The 25,108-nt window shown below is 56.7% G+C and carries 23 protein-coding genes and 1 other annotated feature; of the genes, 4 read left to right on the top strand and 19 right to left on the bottom strand.

All coding sequences use genetic code 11. The annotated features are described in order from the left end of the window. Positions 1–49: 49 nt before the first annotated feature. On the top strand, positions 50–1,336 hold the full coding sequence (gene dsdA, locus BFV65_RS00115) for a D-serine ammonia-lyase (protein WP_069596110.1): 1,287 nt from the start codon (positions 50–52) through the stop codon (positions 1,334–1,336). Between the two features lie 32 nt (positions 1,337–1,368). Here the strand turns inward: dsdA and BFV65_RS00110 are convergent, their stop codons facing one another. The 4 genes from BFV65_RS00110 to BFV65_RS00095 form a co-directional block, all read right to left on the bottom strand. After that, complete coding sequence (locus BFV65_RS00110; protein WP_022646545.1) at positions 1,369–1,716, bottom strand: DUF202 domain-containing protein; 348 nt, start codon at positions 1,714–1,716, stop codon at positions 1,369–1,371. After that, entirely contained in the window at positions 1,706–2,053 is a 348-nt protein-coding gene (locus tag BFV65_RS00105; protein WP_069596109.1) for a YidH family protein, read from the bottom strand. Before BFV65_RS00105 ends, BFV65_RS00110 begins: the two co-directional genes overlap by 11 nt. Before the next feature lie 92 nt (positions 2,054–2,145). Further along, entirely contained in the window at positions 2,146–3,468 is a 1,323-nt protein-coding gene (locus tag BFV65_RS00100) for a 6-phospho-alpha-glucosidase (protein WP_058646762.1), read from the bottom strand. After that, entirely contained in the window at positions 3,465–5,087 is a 1,623-nt protein-coding gene (locus tag BFV65_RS00095) for an alpha-glucoside-specific PTS transporter subunit IIBC (RefSeq protein WP_022646542.1), read from the bottom strand. Before BFV65_RS00095 ends, BFV65_RS00100 begins: the two co-directional genes overlap by 4 nt. A 221-nt stretch (positions 5,088–5,308) precedes the next feature. Between BFV65_RS00095 and BFV65_RS00090 the strand changes: the two genes are divergently transcribed. After that, positions 5,309–6,055, top strand: a complete 747-nt coding sequence (locus BFV65_RS00090) for a GntR family transcriptional regulator (protein ID WP_069596108.1) — start codon at positions 5,309–5,311, stop codon at positions 6,053–6,055. Here BFV65_RS00090 and BFV65_RS00085 read toward each other — a convergent pair. The 3 genes from BFV65_RS00085 to ibpA all read right to left on the bottom strand — a co-directional run bounded on the left by BFV65_RS00085 (position 6,023) and on the right by ibpA (position 8,832). Next, positions 6,023–7,684 carry a putative transporter gene (locus tag BFV65_RS00085; protein ID WP_032626695.1) on the bottom strand — a complete coding sequence of 554 codons (1,662 nt, stop codon included), beginning with the start codon at positions 7,682–7,684 and terminating at the stop codon, positions 6,023–6,025. The two genes, BFV65_RS00090 and BFV65_RS00085, sit on opposite strands and share 33 nt — an antisense overlap. A 172-nt stretch (positions 7,685–7,856) precedes the next feature. Beyond that, positions 7,857–8,285 (bottom strand): small heat shock chaperone IbpB, encoded by a 429-nt coding sequence (ibpB, locus tag BFV65_RS00080; RefSeq protein WP_022646539.1) that lies wholly within the window; start codon positions 8,283–8,285, stop codon positions 7,857–7,859. 136 nt (positions 8,286–8,421) lie between these two features. Next, positions 8,422–8,832, bottom strand: a complete 411-nt coding sequence (gene ibpA, locus BFV65_RS00075; protein WP_003861094.1) for a small heat shock chaperone IbpA — start codon at positions 8,830–8,832, stop codon at positions 8,422–8,424. After that, positions 8,826–8,900 (bottom strand) — a sequence feature (ROSE (Repression Of Heat Shock gene Expression) occurs in the 5'-region of heat shock genes and acts as an RNA thermometer to modulate expression.). It overlaps the preceding gene by 7 nt. 247 nt (positions 8,901–9,147) lie before the next feature. Here ibpA and BFV65_RS00070 point away from each other — a divergent pair. Continuing rightward, entirely contained in the window at positions 9,148–9,480 is a 333-nt protein-coding gene (locus BFV65_RS00070; RefSeq protein ID WP_032622035.1) for a YceK/YidQ family lipoprotein, read from the top strand. Here the strand turns inward: BFV65_RS00070 and BFV65_RS00065 are convergent. The 8 genes from BFV65_RS00065 to BFV65_RS00030 form a co-directional block, all read right to left on the bottom strand. Continuing rightward, the gene (locus BFV65_RS00065; RefSeq protein WP_201788118.1) at positions 9,477–10,706 is read right to left on the bottom strand and encodes a YidR family protein; all 1,230 of its coding nucleotides are present in this window, start codon (positions 10,704–10,706) and stop codon (positions 9,477–9,479) included. The two genes, BFV65_RS00070 and BFV65_RS00065, sit on opposite strands and share 4 nt — an antisense overlap. 51 nt (positions 10,707–10,757) lie before the next feature. Continuing rightward, positions 10,758–12,095, bottom strand: a complete 1,338-nt coding sequence (locus BFV65_RS00060) for an MFS transporter (protein WP_162273767.1) — start codon at positions 12,093–12,095, stop codon at positions 10,758–10,760. A 117-nt stretch (positions 12,096–12,212) separates the two neighbouring features. After that, the gene (gene dgoD, locus BFV65_RS00055) at positions 12,213–13,361 is read right to left on the bottom strand and encodes a galactonate dehydratase (protein WP_003861103.1); all 1,149 of its coding nucleotides are present in this window, start codon (positions 13,359–13,361) and stop codon (positions 12,213–12,215) included. Then, positions 13,358–13,975 (bottom strand): 2-dehydro-3-deoxy-6-phosphogalactonate aldolase, encoded by a 618-nt coding sequence (locus BFV65_RS00050; RefSeq protein WP_063152590.1) that lies wholly within the window; start codon positions 13,973–13,975, stop codon positions 13,358–13,360. Before BFV65_RS00050 ends, dgoD begins: the two co-directional genes overlap by 4 nt. Beyond that, positions 13,959–14,837 carry a 2-dehydro-3-deoxygalactonokinase gene (locus BFV65_RS00045; protein WP_069596105.1) on the bottom strand — a complete coding sequence of 293 codons (879 nt, stop codon included), beginning with the start codon at positions 14,835–14,837 and terminating at the stop codon, positions 13,959–13,961. Before BFV65_RS00045 ends, BFV65_RS00050 begins: the two co-directional genes overlap by 17 nt. Further along, positions 14,834–15,523, bottom strand: a complete 690-nt coding sequence (gene dgoR / locus BFV65_RS00040; protein ID WP_003861109.1) for a D-galactonate utilization transcriptional regulator DgoR — start codon at positions 15,521–15,523, stop codon at positions 14,834–14,836. Before dgoR ends, BFV65_RS00045 begins: the two co-directional genes overlap by 4 nt. Before the next feature lie 226 nt (positions 15,524–15,749). Beyond that, positions 15,750–16,562, bottom strand: coding sequence for a sugar-phosphatase (gene yidA, locus BFV65_RS00035; RefSeq protein WP_069596104.1), 813 nt, complete (start codon positions 16,560–16,562; stop codon positions 15,750–15,752). Positions 16,563–16,675: 113 nt separating this feature from the next. Continuing rightward, on the bottom strand, positions 16,676–17,701 hold the full coding sequence (locus BFV65_RS00030; RefSeq protein WP_069596103.1) for a zinc-dependent alcohol dehydrogenase family protein: 1,026 nt from the start codon (positions 17,699–17,701) through the stop codon (positions 16,676–16,678). Positions 17,702–17,811: 110 nt separating this feature from the next. Between BFV65_RS00030 and BFV65_RS00025 the strand changes: the two genes are divergently transcribed. After that, complete coding sequence (locus BFV65_RS00025; RefSeq protein WP_069596102.1) at positions 17,812–18,747, top strand: LysR family transcriptional regulator; 936 nt, start codon at positions 17,812–17,814, stop codon at positions 18,745–18,747. A 34-nt stretch (positions 18,748–18,781) separates the two neighbouring features. On the opposite strand, the gene gyrB is transcribed toward BFV65_RS00025, so the two are convergent. The 4 genes from gyrB to dnaA are packed head-to-tail and all read right to left on the bottom strand — an operon-like array spanning position 18,782 to position 24,794. Next, positions 18,782–21,193, bottom strand: a complete 2,412-nt coding sequence (gene gyrB / locus BFV65_RS00020; protein WP_069596101.1) for a DNA topoisomerase (ATP-hydrolyzing) subunit B — start codon at positions 21,191–21,193, stop codon at positions 18,782–18,784. A 28-nt stretch (positions 21,194–21,221) separates the two neighbouring features. Beyond that, positions 21,222–22,295 carry a DNA replication/repair protein RecF gene (gene recF, locus BFV65_RS00015; protein WP_022646527.1) on the bottom strand — a complete coding sequence of 358 codons (1,074 nt, stop codon included), beginning with the start codon at positions 22,293–22,295 and terminating at the stop codon, positions 21,222–21,224. Next, complete coding sequence (gene dnaN, locus BFV65_RS00010; RefSeq protein ID WP_003861122.1) at positions 22,295–23,395, bottom strand: DNA polymerase III subunit beta; 1,101 nt, start codon at positions 23,393–23,395, stop codon at positions 22,295–22,297. The genes recF and dnaN overlap by 1 nt, the downstream gene beginning before the upstream one ends. Before the next feature lie 4 nt (positions 23,396–23,399). After that, positions 23,400–24,794: a chromosomal replication initiator protein DnaA gene (dnaA, locus tag BFV65_RS00005; protein ID WP_003861124.1), complete on the bottom strand. Its 1,395-nt coding sequence runs from the start codon at positions 24,792–24,794 to the stop codon at positions 23,400–23,402. Between the last annotated feature and the right edge of the window lie 314 nt (positions 24,795–25,108).

Below are 25,108 nucleotides of genomic sequence, written 5' to 3'. Positions count from 1 at the left end.
TTTTCACAATTGGTGTAGAGTCAAGACGAACTAAATTCTGAGACAGATTATGAAAACGACTGACCTGACCGGCCTCATTGACCGGTTTCCGCTGCTGGCGGATTTGATTGCCCTGAAAGAGATCACCTGGCTTAATCCGAACACCACGACGCTGGCGGAAGGGTTGCCATATGTCAGGCTGACCAAAGCCGACGTGGACGACGCGCATGCGCGCCTGAAACGCTTCGCGCCGTATCTGGCGAAAGCCTTCCCGGAAACGGCGGCAACGGGCGGGATTATCGAATCCGAACTGGTCGCTATCCCGGCGATGCAAAAGCGGCTGGAGAAAGAGTCCGGCAAGGCCATTCCAGGCACGCTGCTGCTGAAAAAAGACAGCCATCTGCCGATTTCCGGCTCCATTAAAGCGCGCGGCGGTATCTATGAAGTGCTGGCCCACGCGGAAAAACTGGCGCTGGAAGCCCGGTTGCTGAGCGTTGAAGATGACTACAGTATCCTGCTGGAGCCACGCTTTAAAGCCTTCTTCAGCCAGTACAGCATCGCGGTGGGTTCAACCGGCAACCTGGGGATGTCCATCGGCATTATGAGCGCGCGCATCGGCTTTAAGGTCACGGTGCATATGTCCGCCGACGCCCGCGAGTGGAAGAAAGCCAAACTGCGCAGCCACGGCGTGATCGTCGTGGAATATGAGCAGGATTATGGCGTGGCGGTGGAGCAAGGGCGCAAAGCGGCGGAAAGCGATCCAAACTGTTTCTTTATTGACGATGAGAACTCACGCACGCTGTTCCTGGGCTACGCGGTTGCAGGTGAGCGCCTGAAAGCGCAGTTTGCCGCGCAGGGGCGCGCGGTGGATGCTGAACATCCGTTGAATGTCTATCTGCCGTGCGGCGTCGGCGGCGGCCCCGGCGGCGTGGCGTTTGGCCTGAAGCTGGCCTTTGGCGATAACGTCCACTGTTTCTTCGCCGAGCCCACGCACTCCCCGTGCATGCTGCTGGGCGTTTACACCGGGCTGCACGATGAAATCGCCGTGCAGGATCTGGGTATTGATAACGTGACGGCGGCGGACGGTCTGGCGGTAGGTCGCGCGTCTGGCTTCGTGGGCCGCGCGATGGAGCGTCTGCTTGACGGGTTCTATACCCTCGCCGATCAAAGCATGTACGACCTGCTCGGCTGGCTGGCGCAGGAAGAAGGCATTTGTCTGGAGCCGTCGGCGCTGGCGGGGATGGCCGGGCCGGTACGCATAACGGCGAATGCTAACACTACACACCTGGTCTGGGCGACCGGCGGCGGCATGGTGCCGGAAGACGAGATGGCGAAATATTTAGCGAAAGGGAAGTAAATATGCCGGGTGGCGGCTGCGCCTTACCCGGCCTACAGGTGCAAAATTTGTTGAATGTGGGTGACCGCAAACAGCAGTGACAGCGACAGCACGGCCAGGGCGATAAGGAACTTATCCCGCACCGCCTTCGGCTGTACAAAGTCGCTCTGCGCCACGTCCATCAGGTTACGGCTGCGGGTGTAGCGCCATAAAATGATGGCTACCAGCGCCAGCACAACAATGGAGATCCAGAATGGCGCCCCCGTGCGGTGCCAGTTGTGCTTAATGGCAAGCGCGATCAACGCACCATACCCAAGCAGCGTGCGCAGCCAGGCCAGCGAGGTTCGCTCCGGCTGAAGCCCGGGGTCCGCTTCCCGCCGCGCTTTGCGGCTATCCGGCATACAGCACCAGTAACATCACTACGCCCGCAACCATCAGCAAAATCGTACTGATGATGATCAAACCGCGCGTATAGGGGAGATCCTGCTTCAGACGCATCGCTTTTTCATTTCTCAGCCAGCGCAGATAGCCATAAATCGCCAGCACGCCGGCAATCAGGCACAGCAGCAGGGCCAGCACTTCGCGAATCAACGGAGAGGCAAAATCGGGGGCGAGCTGATCAAGGCCGACGCCTGCGGCCAGAAAGCCCAGGGCGGTGCGGATCCACGCTAAGAACGTGCGTTCGTTAGCCAGTGAGAAGCGGTAGTCCGGCGCTTCACCGAGGCGGGAAATGTTCATGAAGGTTCCTTGTCGTGCAGCATGCAGGCTTCAGCATAGCGTAATTCAGCCAGGACAAGGAGACCGGCATCTGGCGATGCCGGTCAGAAAGATTAGTGCAGCTCTGGCCAGTAATCCTTATTAGCTTCAATCAGATCGTCCAGAATCGCCTTCGCCACCGATGCGCTCGGTACGGTTTTCGACAGGGTAATCGCCTGCCAGAGTTTCTGATACGAGCGCTGCTCCCAGGCGTCCACCACCAGTTTTTCCACCGCCACCTGCTGGCTCATGAGCCCTTTCTGGAAGTGCGGAATATCACCCACGGTCAGCGGCTCCGGTCCGTTGTGGCCGACCAGACACGGAATTTCTACCATCGCGTCGGCGTCAAAATTATGGATAGCCCCATTGTTAGGCACAATCAGCAACATGCGTTCCTGGGTGTTAAAGGCAATCGCGGTCGCCAGATCGACGATGTACGACGCATGTTCGTCGATTTCCAGTTCACCGGCAGAAGAATGACCGGCTTCGATAATCGCCCGGCATGAACTGAATACATGCTTCTCACGGTGATCCATCACTTCATTGGCGCGGGTACGCTCCGGGTTGGAATGGGCGACCACATAGTCCGGGAACAGGTAATACTTCAGGTAGGTGTTCGGCATGGTGTCCGGATCCAGCGCCTGTACGTCTTTGGCCTTGGCGAAGGTATCGTTCCAGCTCGCTTCAGTATGCACATCTTCCGAAGGCGGAACATAACCGTTTTTCGCCACGTATTCGCGCAGCTTCGGCATCAGATCGTTTCCGTTCAGATCTTCAATCGACGTCCACCAGCCGAAGTGGTTCAGACCGTAGTAGCGCACGCGCATCTCTTTGCGGTCTTTCAGGCCGACGATTTGCGCCATACGGCCTTCAATGCCGATCGGCATGTCGCAGATGTTGAGGATTTTCGCGTTCGGACGCAGGCGGCGCGTGGCTTCCGCGACAATCGCCGCCGGGTTGGAGTAGTTCAGCATCCACGCTTTCGGGGAGTACTGCTCCATATAATCTACCAGCTCAAGCACGCCGCCGATGGAGCGCATGCCGTAGGAGATGCCGCCCGGCCCGCACGTTTCCTGGCCCAGCACGCCGTGGCGCAGCGGGATTTTTTCATCTTTTTCACGCATCGGGTATTTGCCCACGCGAATATGCGCCATCACGAAATCCACATCGGTAAAGGCTGCTTTCGGATCGGTGGTGTAACTAAATTCAATCTCAGGCGCCTGCTCCCTGAGGATGATTTTGCACGCCTCGGCGATAACCTCCTGACGTGCTCCGTCATTGTCATAGAACTTCAGCGCACGCAGCGGGAAACGGTCACGGTTGGCTAACAGCATCAGGACGATACCAGGCGTGAATGTACTGCCGCCGCCTGCAATAACAACTGAGAATTTTTTCATGATATAGCCTCTGTCAGAGTGGTTTGTTCGTTTGTTAAAGGGGTTTTCATCAGCGATTCCAGCTGGTCGCGCACCTGAGGAACGTGCAGACCGACAATCACCTGAATGCCGTTGCCGCGTCGCACCACACCGTGTGCGCCCAGGGCTTTGAAGACGTCGTCGCTTTGGGTTTTCGTCATATCCACCAGGGCGATACGCAGGCGGGTGGCGCAGTTATTGATACTTTCGATATTTGCTGCGCCGCCGAGCGCCTGTAAGAACCCAGCGGCCTGTCCGACCTGCTGGCTGGCTGCTGCCGGGGCGGTGGTTTGCCCACGCGCCGCCTTATAGTCGGCCTTGCTGTAGAGCTTGATTTCGCTCTCTTCCCGGCCCGGCGTTTTCAGATTCAGACGTTCGATAAGCGTCCTGAAGACCACGAAATAGAGAGCGGTGAAGCAGAGGCCGATGCCAATCTGGGTGAATACCGTCGAGGCGTGGTTATGGAACATCGGGATCCAGTTTTGTGGCAGGAACTGGTCCAGCAGACCGCCCCCCATGTTCCCCACCACCCCGAAGGTATACATCACCGTCGCCATCGTTGCGGCCAGCACGGCGTGGATGGCAAACAGCAACGGCGAGATAAACAGGAAGGTGAACTCCAGCGGTTCGGTAATACCCACCAGCACGGCGGTAAGCGTGGCCGGAACCAGCAGCCCCGCAACCTTGACGCGGTTCTCCGGCGACGCGGTGTACCAGATCGCCAGCGCAATCCCGACCGAGCCAAACACTTTCGAATTGCCGTGCAGGGCGAAGCCGCCTTCAGGGAACAGTGTTTTTAGCGGCACAGTGCTCTGGCTGAATTCCTGCAGGTGCTGCGCCCAGTAGACCTGAATGCCGCCCTCTACCGCCGCCGGGCCGAAAATAAACGGACCGTAGACGAAGTGGTGCAATCCGGTTGGGATCAGAATGCGTTCCAGGAAGGTATAGACCCATACGCCGAGCGCACCGGCAGAGCGCAGGAACGCCTGCAGGGACTCAATGCCCATCTGCACTTTCGGCCAGCCCAGCAGCGTCAGCCAGGCGCAGGGGATCATCACGAAGAACGCGAGGATAACGACAAACGAGGTGCCCTGGAAAATCCCCAGGAAGACTGGCAACGGCTTGTCGAAAAATCGGTTGTGGATGGCGGTGACGAGCCCGGAAATGATAATCGCCCCGATGATGCTGGTATCAAGCGTTTTGATTCCGGCAATCATCGCCAGCCCGCTGCCAGCAGTGGGTTCAGCAGAGAAGTCGACGCCAAAGAAGTGACCCCAGGTCATCCCCATCGCGTTGATAAAGTAGTTCCAGGTCAGAAAGCTAATCAGCACCGCCAGACAGGCGCGGCCCTGCGCCTGCTTTGCCAGGCCAATCGGTAAGCCGACAGCAAAAATCAGCGGCATATTGCGGAACACCGCCCAGCCGCCCTCTTCGATGATGTGAACAATCTGCGCGAACAGATGATCGGGGGCCGTTAAAGCTTCGCCGACAAACAGCGGGTTGCGAAGCATGATGGCGATCCCGACCACGATCCCGGCAAAGGGAAACAGTAAAACCGGGGTGAACATGGCGCCGCCAAAACGTTGTATTTGACTGAGCATTTTTAAATCCTCATGAAACAACCTGTAGGGGTAGAGGCCTTTATGATTTTTTACTGGCCTGAGGTGAGCATAAGAAGTTACTGATGCGGGAACATGGCGTGCCGCTGCGATTCGTGATCGCATTCATGGTTTTAATTTGACCAATCAGGTCTACTTTTGATAGCAAATATGGACAAGTTAAGACGTAATCCACGCCATAACGGGCGAGCAGAGGTCTACAGGTGATCTACAAATCTATTGCCGACAGATTGCGGCTACGGCTCAATTCGTCGGACTACAACATTGGCAGCCCGTTACCCGGCGAAAAAGCGCTGGCAAAGGAGTTTGGCGTAGCCCGGATGACCATCCGCAAGGCATTGGATCTGCTGGTAAGCTGGGGGCTGGTTGAACGTCGACACGGCAGCGGGACGTTCGTGGCGCGCAAAGACGTTCATCATGAAACGACTAACCTGACCGGGCTGGTGGAGGTACTGCGCCAGCAGGGGAAAGAAGTGCAGAGCAAGGTGTTGCAGTTTGAAGTGATGCCCGCGCCGCCCGCCATCGCCAGCCAGTTGCGGATTCAGGTTGATGAGTGGATCTATTTTTCAAGGCGGGTGCGTTACGTGGACGGAAAACCGCTGATGCTGGAGGACAGCTTTATGCCGGTGAAGCTGTTCCGCAATCTTTCCCTGGCGCATCTCGAAGGGTCTAAGTTTGATTACATCGAGAAGGAGTGCGGGATCACCATTAGCGGCAACTACGAGAGCCTGACGCCAGTGCTGGCAGATAAACAGCTGGCCGGTTATATGAATCTGCCGGAACAGACGCCGCTGCTGCGCATCACCTCTCTTTCCTACAGCGACAGCGGCGAGTTCCTCAACTATTCCGTGATGTTCCGGAACACCAGCGATTACCAGGTGGACTACCATCTGCGGCGTATCCACCCGGAAGACTTATTAGCCCATCCCCCAGAACAGCACCGCCAGTAGTTGCGGGGTGATAATGCGCAAAAACATCACCAGCGGATAGACCGTGGCGTAGGACAACGCCGCCGCGCCGCTGGTGGCGTGCAGGTTATTGGCGAACGCCAGGGCGGGCGGATCGGTCATGGAACCGGCCAGCATGCCGCACAGCGTGAGATAGTTCATTTTAGCGAACATACGCGCCAGTAATCCGACCGTTATCAGCGGGATGGCGGTAATGAATATGCCGTAGCCTACCCAGCTCATCCCTTCGCCGTTAACCAGGGTATCGACAAAATCGCCGCCGGATTTCAGTCCCACCACCGCCAGAAACAGCACGATGCCCAACTCCCGCAGCGCCAGGTTAGCGCTCGGCGGCATAAACCAGTAGAGCTTACCGATGGAGCCGATACGCCCGAGGATCAGCGCCATAATGAGCGGCCCGCCTGCCAGCCCCAGCTTCAGTGCTACCGGGAAGCCGGGCACGTACAGGGGGATGGAGCCAAGCATGACGCCAAGCCCGACGCCGATAAAGACCGGCAGCATCTGCACCTGCTGGAGTTTTTGCTGGGCGTTGCCCACCATGTCCGCTACGGCATCAATGGATGAAGGACGCCCGACGAGGTTGAGAATATCACCGAATTGCAGGCTGGCATCCTGGCTGGCCACCAGCTCGACACCAGCGCGGTTTAGACGGGAGATCACCACGTCATAACGCTCTTTTACCTGCAAATCGCGTATTTTCTTGCCCAGGACCTTCTCATTGGTCACTACCACGCGCTCCACGCGCATGTCCGTTCCACGGGTTGAGAGCGAGGTATCCACCTCCTGACCAATCACCAGCCGGGCATTGTTTAAATCCGCCGGTTGCCCTACCAGATGCAGGAGATCGCCGTGCTGAATGAGGGTGTCAGGTGAAGGCACCATCAGCGTGTCGTCACGTTTCAGGCGTGAACAGATAATGGTCGCGCTGTTCAGAATGGGAACATCCTGTATCGCCATATTATTCAGGTTAGGGTTTTCGACGCGAATGTTGATGGTTTTAATGAGCGCATGGCCGTTGGTCAGCGTGCTTTCATGCTCTTTCGCCTCCTGCTCGACGTTAATGCGGAACAGCACGCGCACCAGCCACATGGAGAGCAAAATACCGCAAATGCCAAACGGATAGGCCATGGCGTAGCTCATCCCCATCTGATCGACGACATCAGCAGGGATACCCAGATCGCGCAGAATTTGCTGGCCCGCCCCGAGCGCGGGCGTGTTGGTTACGGCGCCGGAGAAGATGCCCAGCACGACGGGCAGCGGAATAGCGAAGAGTTTGTGCAGAATGGCGGTGACCAGCCCACCCATCACGACGATGCCGAAGGCAAAGAGATTAAGGCGTAAACCGGAGACGCGCAGGGAAGCGAAGAAGCCCGGCCCCACCTGAATACCGATGGTATACACAAAGAGGATCAGGCCGAACTCCTGGATGAAATGCAGCATATCGGCGCTGAGCACCCACCCAAGCTGGTCGGCAAAATGGCCGACAAAAATCCCGCCGAAAAGCACTCCGCCAATCCCAAACCCGACGCCGCGGATTTTGATATTCCCCAGCCATAGCCCCACTACCGCGACAAGGGCCAACACGCTGACGGTTAACGCGATATCACTCATGTTCCACATCCTGTGTATAACCTTAGTTATAACAGGGATTCTCTCAGAGCTGGCGGCGGTTGTATGGGTGATGGCGCACAAAAAAGCCCTGCCGGGGCAGGGCCTTGTGCGGTCTGTGAGCGTTGTCGGGTGGCGGCTGCGCCTTACCCGACCTACATTTTCGGCGGGTTTGTTAACTGTTTAACGCCGGCCTGTCGCTAATGGCGATGCGCTGCGGCGCGATAGCTTCCGGCACGTTACGGGTGAGGTCAATATTCAGCAGCCCGTTAGTGAACGTCGCGCCAGAAACTTCCATATGGTCTGCCAGGGTAAAGCTCAGGCTAAACGGCTGAGTGACAAGCCCCTGATGCAACCATTTGGTCTCGGTGTCTGGTTTTTCCGGTGACCCTTTAACGGTCAGGCGCGTACCCTCAAGCTGGATGTCGAGATCTTCCTGACGAAACCCGGCCAGCGCAAGCGTGATGCGGTAGTGGTTATCATCGCTTTTTTCGATGTTGTACGGCGGAAACGTCTGCTGTTCGGTTGCGCTTTGCAGCGCGTTAGCCAGTTTGTCAAAACCGATCCACTGACGCAGCAGGGGGGAAAAATCATAGTTACGCATACTAAATCTCCTTCTGAGAAGCGAGTTCGGCACAGTTTATTTTTGTGCGCAGTTGTACCTGCAAACCCTTACGGATTCGCATATGCTCCCTTTACGGCAAGCAATTTCAGGTGGGCCGCAGCCGCGACCCGCTTAATTAATTGATTTCGATACGACGCGGTTTTTTCTCTTCCGGAATCACACGTTCCAGCTCGATAAACAGCAGGCCGTTCACCAGGTTCGCGCCCTTGACGTGGATGTTCTCAGCCAGCTGGAACTTGCGTTCAAAGTTGCGCTCTGCGATGCCCTGGTAGAGGTAGGTTCGTTCTTTCTGCTCGCCCGCATGGGAGCCTTTCACCACCAGCAGATTGTCCTGCGCGGTGATCTCCAGTTCGCTCTCTGCGAAACCGGCGACAGCAATCGCAATGCGATAGTGGTTTTCGTCAACCAATTCAACGTTGTAAGGAGGATAGCCGTTGCTCTGGCTCTGGTTGTTTTCTAAGTGGTTGAACAGACGATCAAAACCAATGGCAGAACGGTATAGCGGAGAGAGATCGAAATTACGCATAGATAAAAACTCCTGGAATCAGCGAGAAAATGTAGCCTTCCACCATGGACAGGCTTCTGCTTCCCCGAACACCCATCAGGCGTGTCCGTTATCGGGTTACATTCTTAAAATGGGTCTGGATACGGCCTTTTCAAGCCTGTTGATGTGAGATTTTTTTGCACTTTGCTGGTTGTCGCATAGACTCAGGGGCACAGCACAAAGGGTTAAATTGCGATGGCGACCACAGTGCGGGAGTTTTGAGCTATCCATTTTGGACGCGCCTCGCTATAACCCTGAGTTGCAGGTCAATGCCGTGCTACTAATGATGACTGAGTGATGATGAGAAATGTTCTGATTAAGCTGGCGACGTTCAGCGGGGTTGTTTTACTTTGCGGGTGTTCGAGCGTGATGTCGCACACCGGCGGTAAAGAAGGAACATATCCGGGGACGCGCGCCAGTGCCGCCATGATCTCTGATGATGAGACAAACTGGGGTACCAAATCTCTGGCGATTCTTGATATGCCGTTTACGGCGGTTGCCGATACGCTTCTGCTGCCGTGGGATATGTTCCGCACCGACAGCTCAGTGCGTTCGCGCGTTGAGAAAAGCGAGCAGGAGACGCTGGCGACTAACTCCGTCATCCCGCCCGCAGAGATGACCCCGCGCTAATTCTGTGCGGTTTCCGTTAGCCACAGCTGGCGGAAACCGTCCTTCTCTTCCATCCACGCAATAAAACGTCCGTCCGGGGAAAACACCACAGCGTCAGCAGACGGCGGGTTGCCATGATCGGACGTCAAAAACGTCACCTCTCCGGTCTGCGCATCGCAGCAGGCAATGCGGCCTGCAAGCACAAATCCCAGCCCGTTGCCGGAAGGATGCCAGTTAAAGGCCGACTGAATATCGCTCTCAGCGTGTGTCAACTGACGCGGCTCACCGCCTTCAGGGGAGATAAGCCACAGCTGCACAATGCCGTTATCGTCCCGCATTAAAAACGCAATCTGCGTCCCCTGTGGATTGCTGCGCACCCAGTGGCGCGGCACGTTCACCAGCCCCGGATACGCCTTCTGATGGGTGAAGGTAAGGCGGCGTTGCATGACGCCCGCAGGCGGCGCGGGCATTGTATCCGGCGTCCCCTGCAACGGCGCATCGCCCGCCCGTTTCCAGCCCTGCTCGTCCTTGGGAAGGTCCACAATAAACAGTTCGGGCACTTTCTCGCCTTTCGCAGACACCGTATCGCCGATAAACGCCAGCCTGTCGTTGTCCACCCAGCCCTCTTCATAGGCGCGGTTGATCTCATCGCTGCCCGGTTGCGGGTTCGGCGTTGTCCGGCTTACCAGCACGCTCCAGAAGGTGCCAGCATATTCCCGCGGATGGTTCCCCTGTGGATTTACCGGACCAAAAGGCGCCGCCACCCCGACGTTACGCAAATCCAGCTGCGGATCGCGCGCGTGCAGTACATGGTCGTTGTAGGTAAAGCTGACGAACTGCCCGTTCGGGCTAAAAACGTGAACGTGGCTGCCGCCACGCAGCGCCCCCGCCGTGTAAGGCGCGGTGATATCCATCGCATCAAGATTGCTCACCTGGCCGTTGTGCGCAATCACTCCCTGACGATGGTGAAAATCATACTGCCAGTCTGCATCCGGGTTTTTCGGGCCGTGGATAAAAACATATTTCTCCCCGGCAGGATGAACGGTCACCACGCCGACATGCGCGCCGTCAGTCGCACGGTAGATCACCTCAACCTCGCCCGTAATGACATTGACCCGCTCAATGGTATTACCGGTAAACGACGCGCCGGACGGGCGGACATCATAGACAAGCCACTGGCTGTCTGGCGTCCAGATGTTGATGTTGGTGAGCTGGTGGTTGCGGGAAGCGAAGGTGATTTGTTTCATGAAAATACCCTGATGCGCGGTTATCGCATCAGGGTAAAACATCCGAAGGGATTAGCCTACTCGTTTCACGTCACCTACCAGCAGGATGTAGGAGAGCGCGCCGATCAGCGCCACGGCAGAGATATACACCAGAGCCGGACCAAAGCCGTAGTCCTGCGCCAGGTAACCGATGACCAGCGGCACGGTGATCCCGCCCAGGCCGCCAACGAAGTTAAACACGCCACCGGTCAGGCCAATCAGCCGCATCGGTGCCAGGGACGACACCAGCGACCAGGTGATGGAGGCAAAACCGTTCCCGAAGAACGCTACCGCCATCAGGGTCATGATCCACACTGGATCGTTGGTGTAGTTCGCTCCCATGATGCAGGTAGAGATCAGCAGTCCGCAGATAATCGGCGTTTTACGCGCAACCCCCAGTGAGAAGCCTTTTTTCACCAGCTTATCCGCCAGCCAGCCCGAGAGCAGCACGCCGAAAAACGCCGCAAGGAAGGGAACGGTGGTCATAAAGCCCGCCTTCAGCGCGGTAATACCTTTTTCCTGGGTCAGATAGTTCGGGAACCAGGTGAGGAAGAACCACAGCGTGGAGGTCACCGCGAACTGGCCCAGATATACGCCCACCAGCTTACGGTGGAAGACCAGCTTCCAGTCCGCTCTGGTCAGCGGCTGGCGCGCCTCTTTTTTCACTGGCGCATCGCCGTCCACCAGACCGCCGCCGTCGCGGATGTAGTCCAGTTCGGCTTTGGTGATGCTTTTGGTCAGACGCGGCGGCTGATAGACCTTAAACCAGATTAACGACCAGATAATGCCGATCCCGCCGGTGACGATGAACACCCAGTGCCAGCTCAGCAGCTCCTGGATCCAGATTAACAGCGGCGTCAGAAACGCCAGACCAACAAACTGCCCGGAGGTGTAAAAACCAACAGCGGAAGCACGTTCGTGTTCAGGGAACCAGCTGGTCACCATGCGGTTGTTGGTCGGGAACGCGGGCGCTTCAAACACCCCGGTGATGGCGCGCAGGCCTATCAGCGACATCAGCCCGGTGGCGAAGCCCTGGAACAGGGTCGCCACGGACCAGCCCAAAATAGCGATAAAGTAGGTCAGACGTGACCCCACGCGGTCAAGGAACCAGCCGCCGGGGATCTGGCAGAACGTATACAGCCAGGCAAACGCCGAGAAGACGTAGCCCATTTCCGCTTTGGTGATGCCAAACTCTTCCTGAATATGGGCCGAGGCCACGGCGAGGTTGGCGCGGTCGACATAACAGATGACCACGGTAATAAAGATCATGATCAGCGTCAGGTAACGACGACGCCCGGTTTTTGTAGCAGTAACTGGAATATCCATCGCAATCTGTCTCCAGATTTTGGGCATAGCGAAGCCGCTCACCATGCCCTGTAATTTACAGAGGGTTATATTTTTTCTATGTACGTTTTTTTTGCCCGGTGGCGCTTCGCTTACCGGGCCTACGAGAGAGTAGGCCGGATAAGCGTAGCGCCATCCGGCGATTTACCACTCGGCTACGGAACCGTCTTCATGACGCCACAGTGGGTTACGCCAGTCCGGCGCACTTTTACTCAGCTCAATGACTTTGGCTTCGTCGATCTCCACGCCAAGGCCCGGCTTCGTTAACGGTTTAAAGAAACCGCCTTCCATGCTGAAATCTTCCTTGTTTTTCACAAAGTCGAGCAGCTCCGCGCCCTTGTTATAGTGAATGCCCATGCTTTGTTCCTGGAACACCGCATTACGGGAGACGAAGTCCACATGCAGACAGGCTGCCAGCGCAATCGGCCCAAGCGGACAGTGCGGCGCCAGCGCCACATCGTAGGCTTCTGCCATGCCGGCAATTTTGTAGCATTCAGTGATGCCACCCGCGTGGGAGAGGTCCGGTTGCAGGATCGCAATGCCGCCCGCTTCCAGCACGCGCTTAAACTCGAAGCGCGAGAACATACGCTCCCCCGCCGCGATGGGAATGTGCGTCTGTTCAGCCAGTTTTGGATAGTATTCCGCCTGCTCGGCCAGAACAGGCTCTTCAATAAACAGCGGGCGATACGGCTCCAGCTCTTTAATCAGCACTTTGGCCATTGGCGCGCTGACGCGGCCGTGGAAATCCAGGCCAAACTCAATCTCGTTGCCGAAAGCCTCGCGGATTTGCGCCACGGTGTTCACCGCCCGGTCTACCGCGCGCGAGTTGTCGATAACGCCCATCTCTTCGCAGCCGTTGAGTTTGAAGGTGTCAAAACCGATGTTGCGCAGCTGCCGGATACCGTCGATCACTTCCGCAGGGCGGTCACCGCCCACCCAGCTGTAGGCTTTGATTTTGTCTCGCACCAGGCCGCCCATTAATTGCCAGACCGGGGCATTCAGCACTTTGCCTTTGATATCCCACAGCGCCTGATCGATACCGGCGATGGCGCTCATCAGGATCGGACCGCCACGGTAAAATCCCGCCCGGTACATGACCTGCCACAGGTCGTTGATGCGCGCCGGATCCTGGCCAATCAGGTATTCACCCAGCTCGTGAACCGCGGCTTCAACGGTGCGCGCACGGCCTTCAATCACCGGCTCGCCCCAGCCAACCACGCCTTCGTCGGTTTCGATTTTCAGGAACATCCAACGCGGGGGTAAACGGTACGTGGTAAGTTTGGTTATTTTCATTGCACTGCCTCTCGATACGCTTTCACAAATGCTGCCGCCTGCTGTGCGGTACGCTCAACGGGCTGTCCGGCACGATAGAGATCGCTGCCCAGCCCCGCGCCCGCACAACCTGCTTTTATCCACTGCACCAGGTTTTCCGGCGTGACGCCGCCCACGGCAAAGACCGGCACGCTGGCGGGTAAGACCGCTTTCAGCGCTTTGATGTAATCCGGACCAAAGGCCGACGACGGGAAAATTTTGAGAGACTGTGCGCCCGCATCGAGGGCGGAAAAGGCTTCTGTGGCCGTGGCGCAACCCGGGCATACGGTCATGCCGTAATCCACCGCCCGGCGGATCACCTCGGGGTTGATATTCGGTGTGACGATAAGCTTGCAGCCCATCTTCGCCAGCTCATCCACCTGCTCCGGCTGTAATACGGTACCAGCACCAATCAGCGCCTTATCACCGAACGCCTTAACAACTGCCGGAATGCTTTTTTCCCATTCCGGGGAGTTGAGCGGGATTTCCACCGCGTCGAACCCGGCGTCGATCACCGCGCCAACGTGCGCTAAGGCCTCACCGGGCGTGATACCGCGCAAAATCGCGATAAGGGGAAGATCAGTTTGCCACTGCATGAGCGATGCTCCTTATGCCTGCCTGAAATGCCGTGTCGCCTTCCACCGCATCAACATCCCGTCCGATAGCGTGGAACGCCTGGCGGTAACGAGACGTCAGCGATGAACCCGCGACGAGCGTGATGGCCTGCTGCCCGGCGAATGCGTCGCTCAGGGTGGCGACTTCGGCGCCAATCAGCAGGCCGGACAGAAATTCGCTGACCTGCTCGCGCGGAAGATTTCCCAGCACGTGCGAGGCGCGAACCTCAAAAAGTTGCGGCAAAACGGCAGGGGATGCGATCCCGCGCTCAAGCCCGGCGGCAAACGCTTCCGGCGAAGGGGTTTGCTCCGGCAAACCGGCCCCCACCAGCGAATGCTTAAGCAGCAAGTGGTGCAGTTCGCCGGTCATCACCGTGCGGAAATCATGAATTTGCTCAGCATCCGCCTGGACCCATTTGCAGTGCGTCCCGGGCATGACGTAGACAGAAGAAGGAGAAAGGGTGCGCGCCCCGAGCAGCTGCGTCTCTTCGCCGCGCATCACGTTATGGTTATCGTCGCGAGAGACGCATAAACCGGGAATAATCCAGACATTGTCGCCAACGGACGTTAACTGCTCGCCAACGGCGGTGAAATGCACCGGAACCGACAGGTAAGGCGCAACCTTCCAGCCCACGTTACTGCCGACCATTCCGGCCATCACCACTGGCGTAGTTCCGTCGCGCCAGTTTTGTGTCACCTCTGCTAACACCGCTTCGGGGGATTTACCGTTCAGGCGCGTCACACCTGCTTCTGATTGCCTGCTTTCCAGACACTGCTCCCCCTGGTAGAGCCAGGCGCGCAGATTGGTCGATCCCCAGTCAATTGCGATGTAGCGTGATGTCATGTGATTTCCTTCAACCTTCGTGTCGAGCTGGCGATCATGGTCAGCGCCGCCTGCTCTGCCGCATCGCCGTCCTGATGCCGTATCGCATCGAACAGCGCTTTATGTTCCTGAAGCGTTTTCGGCATGTTGGCCTCATCGCCCATCCAGGTACGTTCAAAAACTGCTCGCTGTAGCGAGCTGATCGCCACGCTAAGCTGCTGTAACACCGGGTTATGCACCGACTGCAGTACCGCCTCGTGGTAGCGAATGTCCGCCTCGTTGAACGCCTCCCGATTCTGGTTATTGGCGATCATGTCGTTTAACGCCGACTCAATCTGTGCCAGGTCACCTGACGTTGCACGCTCTGCTGCCCAGCGGGCGATGGCCGGTTCCACCAGATTTCGGACTTCGCTCATCGCGCCGATAAGCCGTGGGTCGTAGTCGTTTTCCAGTACCCATTGCAGAACATCGGTATCGAGGTAGTTCCACTGGTTACGCGGCGCAACAAACGCGCCGCGATAGCGCTTCATTTCAATCAGCCGCTTCGCCATCAGCGAGCGGAACACTTCCCGGATGATATTGCGCGAGGTTTCAAACTCCTCGCACAGTTCCGCCTCTGCTGGCAGCGGCGAACCGGGAACGTATTTGCCACCCACAATCTGAGTGCCCAGCGTGATGACAATGCGATCGGTTTTATTGAGTGTCATGGAGAGTCCTTGTGCTCTGTAAGTCCATCACTACTTTACCGCGACCGCTGAATTTCGCCTCACTTTTGCAGTACAAACGTGAGTCCTTTCGCCTTTGCCGTGGTGACAATGTAGTACAATCAATTAATGTTGTACTACAATCCAGATCACAAAAAGAACAATTCGATAAATTCAGCGCCAAAAAAAGCCCCGGTTGATAACCGAGGCTGATGATTACAGACAGCTGTCAGGACAGGACAAATTTCTCAATCGCATAAGCCACGCCGTCTTCCAGGTTAGATTTGGTGACGAAGTTCGCCACTTCTTTCACCGACGGGATGGCGTTATCCATCGCCACGCCCATGCCTGCATATTCGATCATCGCAATATCGTTTTCCTGGTCGCCCAGCGCCATAATCTCCTCAGGCTTGATGCCCAGCGCATCGGCAAGCGATTTGACACCCGTGCCTTTATTGACGCGTTTATCGAGGATTTCGAGGAAGTACGGCGCACTTTTCAGCACGGTGTATTTCTCTTTTACCTCAGCCGGAATGCGTGAGATGGCTTTGTCGAGAACCGCAGGTTCATCAATCATCATCACTTTCAGGAACTGGGTTGCCGGGTCCATGTTTTCCGCTTCGCAGAACACCAGTGGAATGGTTGCAACGTAGGACTCGTGCACCGTGTAGTAGCTGATATCGCGGTTGGCGGTGTAAAGCGTATTGCGATCGAGCGCGTGGAAGTGAGAGCCCACTTCGCGGGAGAGCTTTTCCAGGAACAGGTAGTCATCATAGCTCAGTGTAGTTTGCGCCACCGTGCTGCCATCGGCTGCCTTTTGCACTAGCGCGCCGTTATAGGTGATGCAGTAATCGCCAGGCTCATTCATGTGCAGCTCTTTCAGGTAGCTGTGCACCCCGGCATACGGGCGTCCGGTGGTGAGCACCACGTTCACGCCTTTTTCGCGTGCGGCGGCGATCGCATTTTTAACGGCAGGAGAGATAGTGTGGTCTGGCAGCAGCAGCGTGCCGTCCATATCGATTGCAATGAGTTTGATAGCCATGAGGTCCCCGGGATAAATGAGTGCTATTTCATGCTAACGCGATTAAGCACACAAAAATAGAGCTACCTTGCGTAACAAAAAGCCCCTTTTATATTTATCCCGGGAACAAGAACTCACTCGCGGGTGAGAACGATTTTGCCAAACGCACCGCGATCCAGATGCTCAAGCGCCTGTTCCAGTTCGTCAAAACGATAGCGATGTTCAATCACCGGTTTTAACTCCGTGACATCAACAGCACGGACGAAATCTTCCAGCGCCCGGCGGTGTCCAACCCCAATCCCCTGAATGACGGGGGATTTCAGCAGCAGCTCGCCAGCAGGCAGGGAAATGTCCGTTCCGGCCAGCACGCCAATAACGGAGATACGCCCGTGAACGGCTACCGCGCGAAGGGAATGTCTCAGATTCTCCCCACCCACGGTTTCGATAATATGGTCGATGCCGCGATCCTGCGTCAGTGCCAGCGTATTTTCAGCCCAGTCGCCTTTCAGTCGGTTGATGCCCTGGCTGGCTCCCAGCTTTTTGGCCAGAGCCAGTTTTTCATCACTCCCCGACGTAACAATAACTTCTGCGCCGTGCGCTTTTGCTATCTGCAAAGCGAATAGCGCCACACCGCCCGTGCCTTGTACCAGCACCGATTGCCCGGCGCGTAAATGACCGCGCTCCACCAGCGCGAACCATGCGGTAAGCCCCGCGCAAGGAAGCGTGCTGGCCTCAGCGTCATTCAGGCTTTCCGGGGACGCCACCAGCGCGTTTTCACTCACAATCACATATTCGGCCAGCATGCCCTGGAAGTATCCACCGGACGTTTTATAGGGCAAATCGCGCGCGTCTGCCTGCGGCTTGCCGTCGATCCATTCCGGGAAGAAGGTTGAGATGACGCGTGCGCCGGGTTTGAAACGCGTAACGCCTTCGCCAATGCTGTCCACCACGCCTGCCATGTCAGACGCCGGGGTAAACGGGAAGGAAAGCGGAATCGGCATCGTGCCTTCAATCACCATTTTATCCCGGTAGTTGAGCGCAACGGCACTCACCCGCACGCAGATCTCACCCGGGCCGGGCTGTGGCACAGGCACCTGAACAAGCTGAAGGCTCTCGCGCCCAAGGGCGTTCATTGACCAGCGCTGCATTGTTTCTGTCATTTTTTCTCTCCTGCCATCAAATAAGCTTTAGGACTGACAGTCTACCGTTGACGCCTGGTCGCCAGTGGCGATAAGTTTTCCCATAATTGATGACGCAGTGGATACAATCCATGACCGATACGCTGAAGGATATACCTGTATTTGTGGCCGCCGTTGAGGCGGGAAGTTTTGCGCAGGCCGCCGTCCGTCTGCATTTGTCGCGCTCGGCGGTAGGAAAAAGCATTGCTCGTCTTGAAGAGCGGCTGGGGGTACGTCTGTTTCAACGCACCACCCGCAGCCAGAGTCTTACCGATAACGGCGCCCTTTTTTATGAACGCTGCCTGCGGGCGCTTGAGGAGATTCGGGGTGCGGAATCGCTGCTTGAAACCGGAAAACAGCAGGTCAGCGGCCGCCTGCGCGTTGCCATGCCGGTGCTGTTTGGTCGCCAGTGCGTCGCGCCACTGCTGATAGAACTGACGCAGGAACATCCTGGGCTTGAGCTTGAAATGTCATTCAGCGACCGCGTGGTGGATCTGGTAGAGGAAGGCTTTGATATGGCGGTACGTAACGGCACGCTGCAGGACAGCAGCGTGCTGGTCGCCAGAAGGCTGGGCGAGCATCGCATGGTGCTGTGTGCCGCCCCGGATTACCTGATGAAGAACGGCCATCCAGAAAACGTTGCTGATTTACCCCACCACACTGCCATTAACTATCTGCGATCAGGCAGAGTGCTGCCCTGGCAGCTAATGGATAGCGAAGGGAGATCGCACACCTTTACTCCCCGCTCATCACTCAATATGGATGATTTACAGGCAATCTGCGACGCTGCGCTGGCCGGACACGGCCTTGCGTGGTTGCCCTGCTGGATGGCCCGCAGAGAAATACATCAGGGAAAACTCATCCCGCTTTTAAAGCAGGCACCGGACGTGCGCTTCGACGTTCATGCAGTCTGGCAGCAGACGCCGCATCTGCCGCTGAGGGTTAGAATAGCGATAGATACGCTGGCGAGCCGTTTACCGTCCGTGATGTCGCTGGATATGCCTGCGCCCATAAAAAAGCCGCGCTAAAAGCGCGGCCTGTTATCGTGCGGTATTACGACGATTAAATATCGATATTCGCCGCTTTCAGGGCGTTCTCTTCGATGAAGGCGCGACGTGGTTCAACCGCATCGCCCATCAGGGTGGTGAACAGTTGATCCGCTGCGATTGCGTCTTTAACGGTGACGCGCAGCATGCGACGGCTTTCTGGATCCATGGTGGTTTCCCACAGCTGATCCGGGTTCATTTCGCCCAGGCCTTTATAACGCTGAATAGAGAGGCCACGACGGGACTCTTTCACCAGCCACTCCAGCGCCTGTTCGAAGCTGGCTACCGGCTGACGACGCTCGCCACGTTCGATAAACGCGTCGTCTTCGATCAGACCACGCAGCTTCTCGCCGAGGGTGCAGATACGGCGGTATTCCGGACCGGTAACAAACTCGTGCTCCAGCGGGTAGTCGGTATCGACGCCGTGGGTACGCACGCGAACAATCGGCTCGAACTGCTGCTCAGCGTTCTGCTGAACGTCGAACTTCCACTGGCTGCCGTGCTGCTCTTTCTCGTTCAGCTCGCTCACCAGGGTGTTCACCCAGCGGGTGACGGTCTGCTCGTCGCTCAGCTCGGCTTCGGTCAGGGTCGGCTGATAAATCAGCTCTTTCAGCAGCGCTTTCGGATAGCGACGCTCCATACGGCCAATCATTTTCTGCGTGGCGTTGAACTCGGAGACCAGACGCTCCAGCGGTTCACCGGCCAGCGCTGGCGCGCTGGAGTTTGCGTGCAGGGTCGCACCATCAAGGGCGATCGCGATTTGGTACTGATCCATCGCCTCGTCATCTTTAATGTACTGTTCCTGCTTGCCTTTCTTCACTTTATACAGCGGCGGCTGGGCAATGTAGACGTGGCCGCGCTCAACGATTTCCGGCATCTGACGATAGAAGAAGGTCAACAGCAGCGTACGAATGTGCGAGCCGTCGACGTCCGCATCGGTCATGATGATGATGCTGTGATAGCGCAGTTTGTCCGGGTTGTACTCGTCGCGACCGATGCCGCAGCCGAGCGCGGTGATGAGCGTCGCCACTTCCTGAGAAGAGAGCATCTTGTCGAAGCGCGCTTTCTCAACGTTAAGGATTTTACCCTTCAGCGGCAGAATCGCCTGGTTCTTGCGGTTACGGCCCTGCTTTGCAGAACCGCCCGCGGAGTCCCCTTCCACAAGGTACAGTTCAGACAGCGCCGGATCGCGTTCCTGGCAGTCAGCCAGTTTGCCCGGCAGGCCTGCCAGGTCCAGCGCGCCTTTACGGCGGGTCATTTCACGGGCTTTACGCGCCGCTTCACGGGCACGCGCCGCATCGATAATTTTACCCACCACGATTTTCGCGTCGGACGGGTTTTCCAGCAGGTATTCGCTCAGCAGTTCGTTCATCTGCTGTTCAACCGCCGATTTCACCTCAGAAGAGACCAGCTTGTCTTTTGTCTGTGAGGAGAATTTCGGATCCGGCACCTTCACGGAGACCACGGCAATCAGGCCTTCACGGGCATCGTCGCCGGTGGCGCTGACTTTCGCTTTTTTGCTGTAGCCTTCTTTGTCCATGTAGGCGTTCAGGGTACGGGTCATCGCCGCGCGGAAGCCCGCAAGGTGCGTACCGCCGTCGCGCTGTGGAATGTTGTTGGTAAAGCAGTAGATGTTTTCCTGGAAACCATCGTTCCACTGCAGTGCCACTTCCACGCCGATACCGTCTTTTTCAGTAGAGAAGTAGAAGATATTCGGGTGAATTGGCGTTTTGTTCTTGTTCAGATACTCAACGAACGCCTTGATACCGCCTTCGTAGTGGAAGTGGTCTTCTTTGTTGTCGCGTTTGTCGCGCAGTCGAATCGACACGCCGGAGTTCAGGAACGACAGTTCACGCAGGCGTTTCGCCAGGATCTCGTACTCGAATTCGGTGACGTTGGTGAAGGTTTCAAGGCTCGGCCAGAAACGCACCATGGTACCGGTTTTGTCGGTATCACCGGTAACGGCCAGCGGTGCCTGCGGCACACCATGGGTGTAAATCTGGCGGTGAATTTTGCCTTCGCGCTGGATAACCAGCTCCAGCTTCTGCGACAGGGCGTTTACCACGGATACGCCTACGCCGTGCAGACCGCCGGAAACTTTATAGGAGTTATCATCGAACTTACCGCCTGCGTGCAGAACGGTCATGATCACTTCCGCAGCAGATACGCCCTCTTCCGGGTGAATACCGGTTGGGATGCCACGACCGTCATCGGTAACGGACACGGAGTTGTCCGCATGGATCGTGACCACGATGTCTTTACAGTGACCCGCGAGCGCTTCGTCGATAGCGTTATCTACCACCTCGAATACCATGTGGTGCAGACCGGTGCCGTCATCCGTGTCGCCGATATACATACCCGGGCGCTTACGCACCGCATCCAGTCCTTTCAGGACTTTGATACTGGAGGAGTCATAAGAATTCGACATCAACGTTTCTCGCTCATTTCAACTTGGGTTAATCCGTTATTTTACCCTTTTCCACGGTAAACATCTTCGAATTTTCGTCCGACATGTCCATAACGTGTTCAGCGCTAATGGCGCTGACGAAAACCTGCGACTGCGTGGCTTTTAAGCGGCTGGCAAGTAGCCCGCGCCGCGCGTCGTCAAGTTCCGAGGCAAAATCATCTATCAGGTACAGGCAGCGTCGCCCACTTTCGCGGGTGAGGAACTCCCCCTGCGCCAGGCGTAGCGCGCACATCAGGAGCTTCAGCTGCCCGCGCGACAGCGTGTCTTCCACCGGCGCACCGTCGGCACGAATGCGGAAATCCGCCTTGTGCGGGCCGTGCGCGGTGTAGGTCAACATGCGATCGCGCTCGAAGCTTCTCTCTAACACCTCGGCATAATCCGTCTCTTTTTCCCAGCCACGCTGGAAAGAGAAGGTGAGAGAGAACTCGGGTAAAAACTGTTTGCAGGTATCGGCCATGTCTTCGGCGATACCTGCGCTGTATTCGGCACGCCAGCGGCTGATTTGTTCCGCAAGAGGAATTAATTCCATGTCCCACGGACGCAGCTGGGCGTAGCGCGTGACCTGGCGCAATGCGGCGTTACGCTGTTTAAGCAGACGCTTCAGATTGCTCCAGGCGTTAAAGAAACCGGCTTCATTGTGAAAGCATCCCCAGTCGAGGAACGCTCTTCTGTATTTGGGGCCGCCGTTGAGTAAAGTAAACCCCTCCGGCGTAATCAGCTGCATCGGCATCAGCAGTGCCAGCTCCGCCACCTTGTGGCCGTCGGTGCCGTCGATGCGCACCTTGCTGTCGCCCTGCTTGTCTTTGGTCAGGCCGATGGCAGTTTCCCGCTCGGCACCCTGTAAGCGCCCATGCAGCACAAACGCATCCTGCTCGTGGCGAATCACGCGACCAATCTGCAAACTGCGAAACGCCCGGCCATGACCGAGCGTATAGATGGCTTCCAGCACGCTGGTTTTGCCGCTGCCGTTCGCGCCAACCAGGAAATTAAAGCCAGGGGATAAAGCGAGATCCGCGCTCTCGATGTTGCGAAAGTCGCGGATCAACAGACGGGTGAGCGACATTACAGTCTCATTGGCATGACAACATAAGCAGCCGACTGTGATGCGGCATCTTCAATCTGTACGCTCGAAACGGAGTCAGTCAGCAGGATGCGAACGTTCTCGCATTTCAGTGCATTCAGCACATCCAGCACATAGCTGACGTTGAAGCCGATTTCCATCTCAGCCCCGGCGTAGGTGACGTCCAGAATCTCTTCTGCCTCTTCCTGCTCCGGGTTGTTGGCGGTGATTTTGATCTGGTTTTCACTCACGTACAGACGTACGCCGCGGAATTTCTCGTTGGAGAGAATAGCGGCGCGCGCGAACGCCTGCTTGAGGATGTCGCAACCCGCCTCCAGCGTTTTGTCCGGGTTCTTCGGCAATACGCGGCGATAATCCGGGAAACGTCCGTCTACCAGCTTCGATGTGAAGACAAAATCGCCCACGTGGGCACGAATATTGTTGCTACCGATCTGCACGCGCAGCGGGGTGTCGCCGCCGTCGAGCATACGCATCAGTTCAATTACGCCTTTACGCGGTACGATCACCGAATGGTTTGGCAGTGAATCGCCAATCGGCATGGAACAGACCGCCAGACGGTGACCGTCTGTAGCCACGGTACGCAGCTCTTCACCTTCGGTTTCGAACAGCATGCCGTTTAAGTAGTAACGAACGTCCTGATGCGCCATGGAGAACTGCGTGGCTTCAATCAGACGCTTCATCGTCGCCTGCGGCAGGGTAAATTCAACTTCGCTCTGCCAGTCATCCAGGTTCGGGAAGTCCGCAGCGGGCAGCGTGGAGAGGGAGAAACGGCTGCGGCCAGAGCGCACCAGCATGCGGTCGCCCTCCAGTTGCACGGCGATTTCAGCGCCTTCCGGCAGCCCACGGCAAATATCAAAGAATTTACGTGCCGGAACCGTGGTCGCGCCCGCGTCGTGCGGCTGAGTCAGCGTAACGCGCGCGATCATTTCCATTTCCAGATCTGTGCCGGTCAGCGACAGCGTACCGTCAGCGACCTGAAGCAGCAGGTTTCCAAGAATAGGCAGCGTAGGGCGGCCGCCTAATGGGCCACTCACCTGTTGCAGCGGTTTTAATAAATGTTCACGTTCAACGGTAAATTTCATAGCGTCACGATGATAATGTTCTGATTAAATTGGAAAAATCTTCTTTTATGTCGTGGCTTTCTTCGCGTAACTGCTCAATCTTGCGACAGGCGTGCAGCACGGTCGTATGGTCACGGCCACCAAACGCATCACCGATTTCCGGCAGGCTGTGGTTGGTGAGCTCTTTTGCCAGCGCCATCGCCATCTGACGCGGACGCGCCACCGAGCGGGAACGACGTTTAGACAGTAAATCTGCCACTTTGATCTTGTAGTACTCAGCCACCGTCTTCTGAATATTGTCGATGGTGACCAGTTTTTCCTGCAATGCCAACAAATCGCGCAGCGCTTCACGCACAAAATCGATGGTGATCGCACGACCGGTAAAATTGGCGTTGGCGATAACGCGGTTCAGTGCCCCTTCCAGCTCACGAACGTTGGAACGCAGGCGCTTGGCAATAAAGAACGCCACTTCACCCGGCAGGCGAATGTCGTTCTCGTCGGCTTTTTTCATCAGGATCGCGACGCGGGTTTCCAGCTCCGGCGGCTCGATCGCCACGGTCAGGCCCCAGCCGAAGCGGGATTTGAGACGATCTTCAACGCCGTTGATCTCTTTTGGATAACGATCCGAGGTCAAAATGATCTGCTGATTGCCTTCCAGCAGGGCGTTAAAGGTGTGGAAAAACTCTTCCTGCGATCGTTCTTTATTGGCAAAGAACTGGATGTCATCGATCAGCAGCGCATCAACGGAACGGTAGTAGCGTTTAAACTCTTCGATCGCATTGTTTTGCAGGGCTTTTACCATGTCCTGAACGAAGCGTTCGGAGTGCATATACACTACTTTGGCATTGGGCTTACGCGCCATAATGCCGTTGCCCACCGCATGCAGCAGGTGCGTTTTACCGAGACCCGTGCCGCCATAAAGGAACAGCGGGTTGTAAGCACCACCGGGATTATCGGCAACCTGGCGGGCCGCCGCGCGCGCCAGCTGGTTCGACTTACCTTCGACGAAGTTATCGAACGTGTGTTTCACGTTAACATTTGAGCGGTAGGTAGGCTCAGCGGGGGCCGGAACGTTATCCCAGCCCTGACGAGCCGGTGCAACGCGAGGCGCTGGAGCGGGCGCCGCCTGTGCAGGGGCTGCCACATTGACAACTTCACGAACGGTTTGGGTGACCGGCTTTGTGCCCACTTCAAAACGCAGCTGTGGGGCATCTGACCCGCAGAAATCGTTCAGCAGTCCATTGATGTTATTAAGGTATTTATCCCTTACCCAATCGAGCACGAAACGGTTTGGCGCGTACAAAGCCAGCGTGTTATCGCTCAGTTCCGCCTGCAATGGGCGGATCCACATACTGAATTCTGTGGCTGGTAACTCATCCTGCAATCGGGCAAGACACTGCTGCCAAAGCGAAAGTGACACGGCGGACTCCACTCGAACAATAAAAGAAAACTATTGAATATTCATGATTGTTGGCGCACATCGACATGACCCCATCAGGGTGATGTGCGAACCGCTATCTGCGGTTATACACGCTATCGTTGATACAGCCTGAACGATGTTGTGTTTATGTCCGGCCAGGATCGCTGGATCCCGATCAGGACCGCGGATCATAGCCTAAACTGAGCCAGAGATCTTCTGTTTCTCACAGATTCTTCCCGATTTATCCACAGGAAGATCCGGAATCGGGTAAGTGTAAACGATCCTGACGCGAGTGCCTCGCGATTTAGGCAGCA

Origin of the sequence: Enterobacter hormaechei subsp. hoffmannii (assembly GCF_001729745.1) — a bacterium.
Lineage (GTDB): Bacteria > Pseudomonadota > Gammaproteobacteria > Enterobacterales > Enterobacteriaceae > Enterobacter > Enterobacter intestinihominis.
Note: the sequence above shows the minus strand (reverse complement) of the source record. Positions and strands in the feature narration are given on the sequence as shown.